The 12,417-nt window shown below is 62.8% G+C and carries 11 protein-coding genes; 7 read left to right on the forward strand and 4 right to left on the reverse strand.

Going from position 1 to position 12,417, the window contains the following annotated elements; genetic code table 11:
* Positions 1–13: 13 nt before the first annotated feature.
* The gene (locus IVB13_RS20495) at positions 14–1,150 is read right to left on the reverse strand and encodes a GNAT family N-acetyltransferase (RefSeq protein ID WP_204510800.1); all 1,137 of its coding nucleotides are present in this window, start codon (positions 1,148–1,150) and stop codon (positions 14–16) included.
* A 1,067-nt stretch (positions 1,151–2,217) separates the two neighbouring features.
* On the opposite strand from IVB13_RS20495, the gene IVB13_RS20500 reads away from it, so the two are divergent.
* Positions 2,218–3,366: an ABC transporter substrate-binding protein gene (locus IVB13_RS20500; RefSeq protein ID WP_247404714.1), complete on the forward strand. Its 1,149-nt coding sequence runs from the start codon at positions 2,218–2,220 to the stop codon at positions 3,364–3,366.
* A 34-nt stretch (positions 3,367–3,400) separates the two neighbouring features.
* On the opposite strand, the gene IVB13_RS20505 is transcribed toward IVB13_RS20500, so the two are convergent.
* Positions 3,401–4,159 (reverse strand): SDR family NAD(P)-dependent oxidoreductase, encoded by a 759-nt coding sequence (locus IVB13_RS20505; protein ID WP_018458719.1) that lies wholly within the window; start codon positions 4,157–4,159, stop codon positions 3,401–3,403.
* A 163-nt stretch (positions 4,160–4,322) separates the two neighbouring features.
* Here IVB13_RS20505 and IVB13_RS20510 point away from each other — a divergent pair, with 163 nt between their 5' ends.
* The 6 genes from IVB13_RS20510 to IVB13_RS20535 are packed head-to-tail and all read left to right on the forward strand — an operon-like array spanning position 4,323 to position 10,188.
* The gene (locus tag IVB13_RS20510) at positions 4,323–5,582 is read left to right on the forward strand and encodes an extracellular solute-binding protein (RefSeq protein WP_247393733.1); all 1,260 of its coding nucleotides are present in this window, start codon (positions 4,323–4,325) and stop codon (positions 5,580–5,582) included.
* A 50-nt stretch (positions 5,583–5,632) separates the two neighbouring features.
* Positions 5,633–6,526 carry a sugar ABC transporter permease gene (locus IVB13_RS20515; RefSeq protein WP_247338721.1) on the forward strand — a complete coding sequence of 298 codons (894 nt, stop codon included), beginning with the start codon at positions 5,633–5,635 and terminating at the stop codon, positions 6,524–6,526.
* On the forward strand, positions 6,519–7,367 hold the full coding sequence (locus IVB13_RS20520) for a carbohydrate ABC transporter permease (protein ID WP_247370710.1): 849 nt from the start codon (positions 6,519–6,521) through the stop codon (positions 7,365–7,367). Before IVB13_RS20515 ends, IVB13_RS20520 begins: the two co-directional genes overlap by 8 nt.
* A gap of 22 nt (positions 7,368–7,389) precedes the next feature.
* Positions 7,390–8,487, forward strand: a complete 1,098-nt coding sequence (locus tag IVB13_RS20525; RefSeq protein WP_247393731.1) for a Gfo/Idh/MocA family oxidoreductase — start codon at positions 7,390–7,392, stop codon at positions 8,485–8,487.
* A gap of 10 nt (positions 8,488–8,497) precedes the next feature.
* A complete protein-coding gene (locus IVB13_RS20530; protein WP_027517159.1) occupies positions 8,498–9,142 on the forward strand; it encodes a ThuA domain-containing protein in 645 nt (214 codons plus the stop codon).
* Positions 9,139–10,188, forward strand: a complete 1,050-nt coding sequence (locus IVB13_RS20535) for a LacI family DNA-binding transcriptional regulator (protein ID WP_247338701.1) — start codon at positions 9,139–9,141, stop codon at positions 10,186–10,188. The genes IVB13_RS20530 and IVB13_RS20535 overlap by 4 nt, the downstream gene beginning before the upstream one ends.
* A 23-nt stretch (positions 10,189–10,211) precedes the next feature.
* Here IVB13_RS20535 and IVB13_RS20540 read toward each other — a convergent pair whose 3' ends face one another.
* Complete coding sequence (locus IVB13_RS20540) at positions 10,212–10,838, reverse strand: NAD(P)H-dependent oxidoreductase (RefSeq protein WP_247338704.1); 627 nt, start codon at positions 10,836–10,838, stop codon at positions 10,212–10,214.
* Between the two features lie 3 nt (positions 10,839–10,841).
* Complete coding sequence (locus IVB13_RS20545; protein ID WP_204510803.1) at positions 10,842–12,416, reverse strand: isochorismatase family protein; 1,575 nt, start codon at positions 12,414–12,416, stop codon at positions 10,842–10,844.
* Position 12,417: the final 1 nt, after the last annotated feature.

Here is a 12,417-nt window from a genome sequence, read left to right on the forward strand (position 1 = left end):
CCCCTCGCACCGGTCAGCGCGTCGGCGTTGAGGTCCGGGTCGGCAGGAACCTGAACTCCGACATCCGCTTGGCGGCCAGCTTGAGCCAAGGCGCCTGTTTCAGTGCGAACAAGGAGATGGCGCCCGTGGTGCTGCCCGCCTGCGTGACCGTCCACATCGGTGAAGGCTGAGCGCCGAACTGCTTCTTGTAGGGCTCGTCGCCGATGGTGAAATCGAGCATCTGATCCCCGCGCTCGATGCAATCCTTCGCCACCTGCTCGAACATCAGCGCGCCCAAGGACTGGCTTTTGTATCCGGCAATGTCGAAGGCGCCCATGATCACGAGGAAGCTGCCGTGATGGCTGAGTCCGAGCACGGCTGCGATGACCTCGCCGTTCATCTTCATCGCATAGAGCCGGACAAAGGAGCCGAGGCCGCGCTGCGCCACGTCGGAATAGAAGCCGTAATATTCGGGGCGCTGGAGCAGATCTCCGTCGCCATGTGCCTGAAAGCGCGGCCCGCGAAATTTCTTCATCACGTCCAGCACCTCCAAGACAGCGGCACTGTCGCGGCAGCATGAAAAACTCAAGTCCCCCTTCTTCTGGAGCTGCCGGGCTTTCTTTGCGAGCTCCTTCTGGTAGGAACGGTCCAGCGCACTGGCGCGCCATTGCTCGAAGGGCGCGACCAGAACGGTCGCATAGGCATTGGTGTCCATCGCTATGCGGCGGGGCGCAGCCAGCAGGTTCTCGATCGGAAGCCGTCCATCCGGCAGCTTGGTCATCCGGAGCAGATCGAACGGGCGGACGAGGCACCGGATTTCTGCGCAGGCACTCTCGTCCTTGAGCAGCTCGGAAAATACCTGCGGGCTGCATACGGGCGCGAGGTAGTCGGAAACGCGGAGGTCGGCGAATTCGACGGTCCGTATCGGGCCGCGCCGGATCCGCAGCAAGGGCAACACCATCGCAAGGGCGCCCGTCGCGCGGTGGCGGACCACGACAACCAGAGGAGTTGCGCCCACATGAGACGCGAGCCTGGTGTAGAGGGTGTCGAGCCAGAGCGGATGCTGGAACGCGGTGGCGGCCGAGTTGTCGAACAGCTCCGCGTAGTCCGGCGACAGGAAGTCGAATCCCTGCTCGATGGCGATGTCGAATGTGTTGCTAGGTCTGTTCATACGCAACCAAGAAAGCAGATGGCTCGGGACGAATTGATGGAGCCGGATCTACGCTCTATAGCAGGGTCGTTACGGGGGAGACACCGGCGGCGTATGATTTGCATTAATCCTTCGAGCGAGGCGCGTATGGTTACCAAACCGTTAATTCCTCATCGAGCGGCCTCGCAGCCGAAACAGCCACGACCGCGTCAACCCCCCTCGTCAAATATAATTCCGCTTTACCGAAATTCGGAAACGGCGTATGTGTCGTCCATCCCGGCTCATCCTTGAGGGGCGATCTTGTGGTCGTCATGTTCGCGAGCCGGGCTTGCGGTGGACGCGGCAGCGTTCGGGTGCGAGAGGCCAAGGGCAGGGCGGATTGCTCTCCGTGAGCCCAAGGCTGCGTTCCGACGAGCGGCGCTGCTAGGCTTCGTCTCGTCTGTAAGTTTCCGGCTCCGTCGACAGGGCTGGAAAAACTGCGGCGAAATGGCGAGCGCGTACGGCAAAACCGTGTGGTCCTGGCCGTCGTTGCTACGGTCAAGCTCTTGCGGATGCGGCAGTCGCGTCAACCGGCGCGGTGCCGGTGACTTTCGCAGGGGTGAGGGAGGCCAGCAGGAACTCGGCTCCCGGGAGAGCACGGCATAAGCCGTCCAACCATCGCGCAGGGAAGGCCGAGTGATTGGCTACACCTGTATGCTGCTGTGCGGTTCTCTCTGCGTGTGCTTTTCGCGCAGCGGACCGCGGGTGCCAGCCGGCACCCGGCCTTCCCTGCGCCCTCTTGGACAAGAGGGTGGAGCGATCAAGCAAAGCTCGGGCGAAATCAGCCGCGAGAACGCGACGGCGTGTCGGCCTACCTCGAGATTCCGGTTCGAGCACCGATGTCTTGTCCCTAACGCTAGGGACAGACACGTTGCCGCGATCCGCTTAGCATGATCCGCCCGCTTGCTCGGGACCGCAGGAGGGAACGCGTATGTCGGACGACATGCCTTCTGGGCAGCGTCGGTGCGTCCCGGAGAGCAGTGCAAGCTCGAGCCGGGGCGCCCGATGCAGCCGGCGGAGTCATCAAAGCGGACAGGGAGGAACGGGACATGAAGATCGGTTTCGCGCGAGCCTCGCTTCTTGTGGCATGCGTCCTTTTTGGAAATGCTGCTCACGCGGACATCAAAATTGGAATTGTGATTTCGGCAAGCGGCCCGGGATCCGCTCTGGGACAACCGCAGCTCAAGACGGTTGCAGCTCTTCCGAAAGAGATCGGTGGAGAGAAGGTGACCTATATCGTCCTGGACGACGAGTCGGATTCGACCAAAGGGGTCCAGAACGCACGCCGGCTGGTGATCCAGGACAAGGTCGACGTGCTGGTCGGCTCCTCTCTGACCCCGGTGACCATGCCGATGCTGGATGTTGCACTCGAATCGAAGACGCCGCTGCTGTCGCTCGCTGCCGCTACCGCCATCGTTCAACCGATGGATGAGAAGCGCGTCTGGGCTTTCAAGGTCGTTCCCAATGACGACCTCATGGCGGCCGCCATCCTCAAGCATATCGCGACATCAGGCGTGAAGACGCTCGGCTATATCGGCGTTTCGGATGGCTACGGCGAGGGCTACTACAAGGAGGTGAGCCGCATCGCGCCTGCGTTGGGGCTGACCGTAACCACACATGAGGTCTACGCGCGCGCCGACACCAGCGTCACCGGTCAGGCGCTGAAGGTGATGTCGACCAATCCCGATGCCGTCTTCATCGCGTCCGCAGGAACTCCGGCCGTCCTGCCGCAGCAGGCGCTCCGCGAGCGCGGATACGCCGGGAAGATATTTCAGACACACGGCGTGGCCAGTGAGGAGTTCATCAAGCTCGGCGGCGCGAACGTCGAAGGTGCGGTATTCGCGGGCGAAGCTTTTACCATTGCCGCCGATCTTCCCGCAGGAGATCCGTTCCGTCGTTCGACGGAGGAGTTCGTGACCGCGTATGAAGCGGCGAACGGACAAAAGCCCAACATGTTCGCTGCTCACCTCTGGGATGTCGTGGCACTGATCGGAAAAGCTGCACCGGATGCGCTGAAGACGGCAAAGCCTGGCACAATCGAATTTCGCGCGGCGCTGCGGGACGCACTCGAGCGTGGGCAGAACATCTATCTCAACAATGGGCTGTCGAACATGAGCAAGGCCGATCACAACGGCTATGATGAGCGCTCGGCCTTTCTCATCAAGGTCGAAGGCGGGAAGTTCCGCCTGGCAAAGTAGCGGCGCGCCGATGCACGATCTGGTCTGGTCCGCCTCAGACCCAGCCGCCATCGACGATGTAGTGCTGGGCTGTGCAGGCAGAAGCCTCGTCGGAAGCGAGGAAGATGGTGAACTTCGCGACCTCGTCGGGCATGAGCTTGCGCTTCAGGCATTGTCGTTGCATGAGCTCGACCTCGCCCTGGGGTGTCATCCATTTATCGAGCTGGCGCTCAGTCATGATCCATCCAGGCGCTATCGCGTTCACGCGGATATTGTAGGCGCCGTAATCGCGCGCCAGAGAGCGTGTGAGACCGATCACACCCGATTTGCTGGCGGTGTAGGCGGCCATGCCGCCTTGTCCGGCGATCCACGATACCGAGCCGAAATTGATGATAGCGCCGGCGTTCGCCGCCTTCATGTCCGGCAACACGGCCTGCGCAGCAAAGAACTGGTGCTTCAAGTTGACCCCGATGCGGTCGTCCCAATATTCCGGTGTCATTTCCTCGGTGCTGTGCCGCTCGTCATGCGCGGCATTGTTGACGAGGATGTTGATCGCGCCGCGCACATTGCGCGCCTCCGCGACACCGGCACGTAACGCGGCAATATCGGTCAAGTCGACACGCATGAAACGCGCGCTAAGACCTTGATCCGAGAGCTCGCGTGCCAGCGATTGGCCCGCGTCGACATTGATGTCGAAGAACACGACATTGGATTTCTGCTGTGCGAAGCGCCGCACGATCGCAGCGCCAATTCCCGATGCGCCTCCGGTGACGAGAACGACCTTGCCGGCGAGGTCGGAATAAACGGCAGCCATGGATATCCCTCGATTTGCGTTGGGGGCAGCGCGACGCGGCCCGACTCTCCCGCTCACCTTAGCGACCTCCCTCGTGAGGTGCATAGGTCAGAATTTCAGTTGCGTACCTCAAAAATCGAAGGCAGGATTGCATCAAAGAATAAGAGCCCTTGGGAGGAATGTGATGAGACTGCTCGGGAAACTGGGACTAGCCGTTGTCGCATGCCTGTTCGGAGCGAAACTCGCTGCGGCCGAAACGACGGTCAAGTGGCTGCACATCGAGGCCAACCCGGCCCAGGTCAAAATCTGGGAGGAGGTTGCGCGCGCCTATGAGGGGTCGCATCCCGGCGTCAAGGTCGAGATGCAGTTCCTCGAGAACGAGGCCTACAAGGCCAAGCTGCCGACCATCCTGCAATCCAAAGACCGGCCCAACATCATCTATAGCTGGGCCGGCGGTGTCCTGAAGACGCAGATCGAGGCCGGTGTGCTCGACGACATCACCGATTCTGTGAAGGGCTACAGCGACAGTCTCACACCGGCGGCGCTCGCCGCCTTCACCAGCAACGGCCGTGTTTATGGTCTGCCCACGGCGCTCTCGCAGGTCGGCTTCCTCTGCAACAAGGAGCTGATGGCCAAGGCGAAGGTCGACCCTGCCGGGATCAAGAGCTGGGACGATCTGCTTGCTGCCGTGAAGACGTTGAAATCCGCCGGCGTGACCCCGATCGTGGTCGGCGGCGCCGATAAGTGGCCACTGCACTTCTACTGGACGCATCTTGCTGTGCGCATCGGCGGCAAGGCGGCGTTCGATGCGGCGCTGCGTGGCGAGAACGGCGGCTTTGCCGGGGGAACCTTCCAGAAATCCGGCGAGCTGTTCAAGCAACTCGTGGATCTCCAACCGTTCCAGAATGGCTTCCTGGGTTTCAAGAACCCGCAGGCGGTCGGCTATTTCGGCGACGGCAAGGCGGCGATGACGCTCGCGATCAGCACGGTCTATCATCTGCAGCGCGCTCTCGCCGCCGACAAGATCGGATTGACCGAGGACAAGATGTGCTGGTTCGACTTCCCGGTCGTGACCGGCGGTAAGGGCGCGCCGACCGATACGCTCGGGGGCATCACCGGTTGGCTGATTACGAAAGGCTCGCCGAAGGAGGCTGTCGATTTCCTGAAGTACTTCGTCTCCAAAGAGGTGCAGACGCGGCTTGCCGCCGGCAACTTCATCATCCCGGTGGTGCAGGGCGCGGATGTCGGCCTCAACAACGGCTTCATGAAGCTGATCGCCGCCAATCTGGCGAAGTCGAACTACCACCAGAACTTCTATGACCAGAGCCTGGGTCCGTCCGTCGGCCGCGTCGTCAACGACGTCACGGCCGAGATCGCCGGCGGCAGCATGAGCCCGCAAGAGGCTGCCAAGGCGATCGAGGCGGCGTGGAAACAGGGCAACTGACGGTGACGCGGCGGACCGCGAGCGTGTCGGCGATCGGCGCTGCTGGCGAGATGGTCCCGCAGGTCACGGTCCGTGGCCCGAGTTGGGACGGCAGGCTGACGGTGCTCATCCTGTTCCTGCCGCCGGCGCTGCTGTTGTTCACGTTGTTCGTTGTGCTGCCGATCGGCGAAGCAGCTTGGTACTCGGGCTTCAATTGGAACGGATTCGGCAGGCCGACCAACTGGATTGGCCTGGACAATTACCGCTTTGTGCTGGAGACCCGCGCCTTCTGGCTCGCTCTGCGCAACAACGGCCTGATCATCGCTGTTTCGCTCGCCATCCAGCTGCCGCTTGCGCTCACCCTGGCCTTGATGCTCGCCGAACGCTTTCGAGGGGCGGTGGCGCTGCGCATGCTGTTCTTCATGCCCTATATCCTGGCGGAGATCGCAACCGGGCTGATCTTCAGCTTCGTCTATGATGGCGACTACGGCCTTGTGGCCTCGATCTGGCGCAGCTTCGGCGCCGAGCCGCCGCATCTGCTTGCATCGACGGATACGGCCATGCTGGCGGTGCTGATCGTGGTCGTCTGGAAGTACTTTGGCTTCCACATGATGCTATTCATCGCAGCGCTCCAGGGCCTCGACAAGAGCCTGGTCGAGGCGGCGCGTATCGACGGCGCGACCCGATCGCAAGCCTTGCGACATGTGGTCATCCCCTTGCTCTATCCGACGATAAGGCTATCCGTGTTCTTCGCCATCGTCGGCTCGCTGCAGCTGTTCGACCTCGTCATGCCGCTGACGCGCGGGGGGCCAGCGGACTCCTCGAACACGATGGTGAGCTTTCTCTACAACAACGGCATCTCGCGCATGCGGGTCGGCTACGGCAGTGCCATCGGCGTCATTTTGTTTGCGATCTGCGTGACCTTTGCCTTCACGTACAAGCGATGGTTCATGCGCGATGAGTAACGTCAGGACCATCCGAGCGCCGTTCGATCCCTCAGTATTGTTCAAGCTGGTGTTCCTGGCCGTTGTTGCCATCATCGTAATGGTGCCGCTGCTCGCGACCTTGTTCGGTGGTTTCAAGTCGCTCGGCGAACTGCGCGTCAATCCGTTCGGCCTGCCACGTCACTGGGAGTGGCAGAACTATGCCGACATCCTGTTCTCGGCACGCTACTGGCAGCTCTTGCGCAACTCGCTGATCATCTCGACCCTCACGGTAGCCTTGACCCTGATCGTCGCCTCGATGGCGGCGTTCACCTTCGCCCATATCAGGTTCTACGGCAGCTCGATGCTGCTGAGCTACCTGACGCTGGGCCTGCTGTTTCCGGCCGCGACGGCGGTGCTGCCGCTCTTCATCAAGGTACGCGATCTCGGGCTGCTCGATACATATTTTGGCGTTGCCCTGCCGCAGACGGCTTTCAGTCTCGCCATGAGCGTGCTGCTGCTGCGGCGTTTCTTCAAGGACATCCCGTACGAATTGCTGGAGGCCGCGCTGGTCGACGGCTGCAGCTATATCAAATTCTTCCGCTATGTGACCTTGCCTTTGTCCCGGCCGATCCTGGCGACCGTCGGTACCATCACCTTCGTCAACAGCTGGAACGCCTATCTGCTGCCGCTGGTGATGCTCAACACCGACGCGCTCTATCCCTGGCCGCTCGGTATCATGATTTATCAGGGCGAGTATTCGTCCGAGTGGCATCTGATCCTGGCCTTCATCACGTTGACCATCCTGCCGACGATCATTCTCTTCCTCCTGGCGCAGAAGCACATAGTCGCAGGCCTCACCGCCGGCGCGGTCAAGGGATGAACGGTACCTCACGGAGATCACAATGAGAAAAGTCGGCATCGGCATCATCGGCTGCGGCAATATCAGCACCGCTTATCTGAAGGCGGCCCAGCGCTTCGCGGTCATGGAAATCAAGGCGCTCGCCGATATGCGCAGCGATGCGGCAGAGCGGCAGGGCGCCGCCTTCGGGTTGCCGGCGATGCGGGTTGATCAGCTGCTCAAGCGAGACGACGTCGAGATCGTCATCAATCTCACTGTGCCACTCGCCCACACCGACGTCAGTCTCGCAGTGCTGAACGCCGGCAAGCACGTTCATTCCGAGAAGCCGCTCGGCATTAACGTCGCCGAAGCCCGCAAGGTGATGGAGCTCGCCGCGCAGAAGAATCTTCGCGTCGGTTGCGCGCCCGATACGTTCCTGGGCGGTGGGCACCAGACCGCGCGCAAGCTGATCGACGATGACGCGATCGGCACGCCCGTGGCCGGCAGCGCGTTCTTCGGCTGCCCCGGCCATGAGCGCTGGCATCCGGCGCCGGGTTTCTATTATTTGCGCGGCGGCGGCCCTATGCTTGACATGGGCCCGTACTACATCACCGATCTCGTGCAGCTGCTCGGCCCGGTGGCGAGCGTGATGGGCTCGACCGCGCGTCCGAAATCCGAGCGGCTGGTCACCAGCCAGCCGATGAACGGAACGCTGATCCCGGTCGAAGTTTCGACCCATGTCGCCGGCACGCTCGAATTCGAGGGCGGGGCGGTCGTCTCGATCGCGATGAGCTTTGACGTGCCCAAGCACCGGCACGCGCCGATCGAGATCTATGGCGACAAGGGCAGCATGCTCGTGCCCGATCCGAACCGCTTCGGTGGCGAGGTGCAGGTCGCCAAGACCGGCGGCGACTGGGAACCGGTGTCGCTGACCCACGGTCATGTCGATGGCGAGTTCCGTTCCATTGGCGCCGCCGATATGGCCTCCGCGATACTGAACAACCGGCCGCATCGTGCGAGCGGCGCGCTCGCTTTCCACGTGCTGGAGGTGATGGAGGCGTTCCAGATCTCTGCCGAGGAAGGCCGGCGCGTCAAGATCGAGAGCCGCGTCGAGCGGCCGGCGATGCTGCCGGCCGGGCGTGAAACCGGACAGATCGACTGAGGACAGAAACATGCGCAAGGCAATGATTGTATGGGGCGGTTGGCCCGGGCACGATCCCGATCTCTGTGCTTCGATGATCCGTGGTTGGCTGAAGGCTGAAGGCTTCGAGGTGCGGACTGAAACCACCACCGCCGCGTTCGCCGATCCCGCGATTCACGACCTGTCGCTGATCATCCCGATCTACACCATGTCGACAATCGAGAAGGCGGAAGCGCTCAATCTCTGCGCTGCGGTCCGGAGCGGCGTCGGGCTCGCCGGCCATCATGGCGGCATGGGCGACGCATTCCGCGATTCCGTCGACTACCAGTTCCTGTGCGGCGGGCAGTGGGTTGCGCATCCCGGCAACATCATCGACTACAAGGTCGACTTGACGAAGCCGGATGATCCCATCATGAAGGGCCTGAAGAGTTTCGAGCATCGTTCCGAGCAGTACTACATGCATGTCGACCCCGCCAACGAGGTGTTGGCGACGACGACCTTCACCGGCGAGCACGCGCCCTGGATCGAGGGCGTGGTAATGCCCGTGGTCTGGAAGAAGCGATACGGCGCGGGCAGGGTGTTCTATTCCTCGCTCGGCCACCGCGCTTACGAACTCGACGTACCGGAAATCCGAACGTTGATGACCCGCGGCATGCTGTGGGCGGCGCGCGAATGAATGCTGGTGCGAGCCAGCCGGTGATTCGTGCCACGCTTGAGGACGTTGCGCGCACGGCGGGTGTTTCGCTCGCCACGGTCGACCGCGTCGTCAACCGGCGCGAGGGCGTGCGCGCCAAGACCGTCGCGCGGGTCGAGGCCGCGGTGGCAAAACTCGGCTATCGAGCCGACGTCGCGGCCGCGCGGCTTGCCCGCGGGCAGACGTTCCGCTTTGCCTTTGTGCTGCCGACGGGCAGCAACAGCTTCATGACCAACCTGACCGAGCAGGTCCAGCGCACCGCAGACTGGCTCGCCGGCCAGCGCGGCTTCATTGATATCCTGCGTGTCGACGTGTTCGATCCGGACGTACTCGCCGCCGCGCTGGAAAATCTCTCGCCTGCCTATCAGGGCGTCGCCGTGATCGCGCTCGACCATCCCAGGGTGCGCGCCGCGATCGACGAACTCACTGCGCGCGGGGTCGCTGTGGTGACCCTCGTGTCGGACGCGCCGAGCTCGCGCCGGCTGCACTATGTCGGCATCGACAACCCGGCGGCAGGCCGCACCGCTGCAACGCTGATGGGACGGTTCCTCACTGGTCGCAAGGGGACGGTGGCCGTCATCGCGGGATCGTTGTCGCTGCGCGATCACACCGAACGGCAATTCGGCTTCCACCAGATCCTGTCCAGCGAGTATCCGAACCTGCACGCGCTGCCCGTGATCGAGGGCCGCGACGACAGCGAGCGCACCCGGGAGCTCACTGCGGCACTGCTCGCGCGCCAGCCCGATCTGCGCGGCATATACTGCTGCGGCGCCGGGAACCGTGGCATCGCCGACGCGCTCGAGGCCTCGGGACGGTCGCGCGAGGTGGTCTGGATTGCCCATGAGCTGACCCAATACACGCGGCGTTTCCTGGTCCGCGGCACGCTCGATGCCATCATCAACCAGGATCCCGGCCACGAGGCACGGTCTGCGGCGCGAGTCCTGCTCGCGCATTGTTCGGGTGAGCCGATCAGCCCCGACCAGGAGCGCATCCGCATCGACATTTTTCTGCGGGACAATCTGCCGTAGCCTCGACTGACCTGCGGGGCGCATCAGAAGCTCTCGGCCATTGCGGCCAGACGTTGGTGGGCTCTTTCGCGGGACGCCTCGATGGGCTGTTGTGGTCCAGTGGTTGGTCCGATCGGAATGAAACGGACATTGCTGATGCCGACAAAACGCAAAATTTCGCGCAGGTAAGGCGTTGCCATGTCGATGCGCCCGCGGTTCATTCCGGTGGCGAAATCGCTGCCACTGGCAATGATGACGATGGTCGGCCGGTCCTTCAGCAACGGGATATACCCCAGCGACGGATCGAACCGAAAGGTGAGCCCGGGCTGGACGATGATGTCGAACCATTGCTTGAGCTTATAGGGAATACCGAAGTTCCACATCGGCGTCGAAATCAGCACCCGCTCGGCGAGCGCTAAGCGCACCGCCATCCGCTCGGCTTCCGCGAAGCTGTCGCGCTGCGCGTCGTTGAAGGCCTGCGCCTTCATCCGTGCATATTTGGCTTCGACAATGGGGCCTGAAAATTCCGGCAAGCGCTCGCGCCAGAGATCCATAACGTCCACGTCCCAGTCGGGCCGAGCTTGGCGAAAGCCGTCGAGGAAAACGCGTGCGCCGGCGCCTGACCAGGAGTCGTCGCGGGGCGAGCAGGACAGGTGCAGGAGCTTCGCCACCGTTCATCCCAGCGCTTTGATGACCGCATCGGCCTTGGTCACGACGGCGACGTTCTGCATGGCGAAATTGATCGACGCGGCGTGCCAATCGGCGTTCATGGTCGAGCAGCAATCCTCGGGAACGATCATGAAGTAGCCCTTGTCGGCACCGGTCCGCGCCGTGTGCTCGACCGACATGTTGGTCCAGGCGCCGGTGTTGATGATCATGTCGCGGCCGGTGGCTTTCAGGATCGTTTCGAGCCTCGTGCCCTCCCAGGCGCTCATTCGTACCTTCTCGACCACGAAATCGCCGGGCCGTGGTTCGAGACCTGACACCGGTGCCGCCCCCCAGCTTCCGCGCACCATCGCCTTGCTGTCGACGAGACCCTCGAACAGCGGCGCATTCAGCGTCACGCCGGGCGCGCCGGGCTCGACGACGAACCAGACATGAATGATAGCGACGCCGCGCACCCGCGCCGATTCGGCCAGGCGGCGGACATTCTCGACGACGCGCTGCTGCTTCGCGTGACCTGGCGCGCCGGAATCGGCAAAGGCGCCGCCGTCCATGATGACGTCGTTCTGGAGATCCTGGATGATCATGGCGCAGCGTCGCGGGTCGAGCTGCATTTCGCCGTCGGCAAGGATGGGGGCAGCGGAAGCAGAGCCCGCGGCCGCCGTGCCGCTGCCTCGCTTGCCGCTCATATAGGGCTCGTGGCGCGGTCCGACCCTGGTGGGAATGGCATAGACCGAGTGCGTCGAAGTCAGATACAGCGTGCGGAAATCCGGCCCGCCCCAGGTAAGGTTGGCGACGAGTTCGGGCAAGCGGAGCTTGCCGAGCAGCTCGCTCCGCGGCGAATAGACCCAGACCCCGCCGGGTGCCGTAACCCAGACGTTGCCGTGCTGGTCGCACTTCATGCCGTCGGGCAAGCCGGGCTCGAGCTCGGAGCGGATACCGCTCGCGAACACACGCGCACTCGACAGCGAGCCGTCGCCGTTGACGTCGAATACACGGATGAGTGCCTGTACGGTGTCGTTGACATAGAGCAATTTCTCGTCGGGCGAGAAGCACAGCCCATTCGGCTGGTCGAACAGATTGCGATCCACGACCAGCTTCGGCTCGGCGCCGGGCACGACGCGATAGACGCCCTGGAAACCGAGCTGCCTCGGCCGCTCGACGCCATAGACCGGCATGCGGCCATACCAGGGGTCCGAGAAATAGATCGCGCCGGAGGAGTGCACGCAGACGTCGTTGGGGCTGTTGAGCTCCTGTCCCCCAAAGTGCGAGGCCAGCACCTCGCGCCGCCCGTCCGGCCGCTCGCGGATCAACGACGATGTCGCGTGCTCGCAAACGACCAAATTAAGTTCGGCGTCATAGGTCATGCCGTTGCATTTGTTCGACGGGCGTTTGACCTCGGCAATGCCGTGCCGCGAATCCCAGCGCCGGCGCACGTCGCCCGGCATGTCTGAGAACAGCAGATAATGATCGACCGGATGCCAGATCGGTCCCTCCGTGAAGTCAAAACCGGTGCCGATTTGCGCGACTGGTGCGTAGGGATCGATCAGGGTCTCGAATTCGGAGCGCAAGGTGACGTGGGTCATC

Origin of the sequence: Bradyrhizobium sp. 17 (assembly GCF_023073515.1) — a bacterium.
Lineage (GTDB): Bacteria > Pseudomonadota > Alphaproteobacteria > Rhizobiales > Xanthobacteraceae > Bradyrhizobium > Bradyrhizobium canariense_D.

Bases quoted from the DNA above. Each gene is read 5' to 3' on its own strand.
- IVB13_RS20530 (WP_027517159.1), top strand. From the start codon at position 8,498: ATGCGCAAGGCAATGATTGTATGGGGCGGTTGGCCCGGGCACGATCCC.
- IVB13_RS20515 (WP_247338721.1), top strand. From the start codon at position 5,633: ATGGTCCCGCAGGTCACGGTCCGTGGCCCGAGTTGGGACGGCAGGCTG.
- IVB13_RS20505 (WP_018458719.1), bottom strand. From the start codon at position 4,159: ATGGCTGCCGTTTATTCCGACCTCGCCGGCAAGGTCGTTCTCGTCACC.
- IVB13_RS20495 (WP_204510800.1), bottom strand. From the start codon at position 1,150: ATGAACAGACCTAGCAACACATTCGACATCGCCATCGAGCAGGGATTC.
- IVB13_RS20500 (WP_247404714.1), top strand. From the start codon at position 2,218: ATGAAGATCGGTTTCGCGCGAGCCTCGCTTCTTGTGGCATGCGTCCTT.
- IVB13_RS20535 (WP_247338701.1), top strand. From the start codon at position 9,139: ATGAATGCTGGTGCGAGCCAGCCGGTGATTCGTGCCACGCTTGAGGAC.
- IVB13_RS20510 (WP_247393733.1), top strand. From the start codon at position 4,323: ATGAGACTGCTCGGGAAACTGGGACTAGCCGTTGTCGCATGCCTGTTC.
- IVB13_RS20520 (WP_247370710.1), top strand. From the start codon at position 6,519: ATGAGTAACGTCAGGACCATCCGAGCGCCGTTCGATCCCTCAGTATTG.
- IVB13_RS20525 (WP_247393731.1), top strand. From the start codon at position 7,390: ATGAGAAAAGTCGGCATCGGCATCATCGGCTGCGGCAATATCAGCACC.
- IVB13_RS20545 (WP_204510803.1), bottom strand. From the start codon at position 12,416: ATGACCCACGTCACCTTGCGCTCCGAATTCGAGACCCTGATCGATCCC.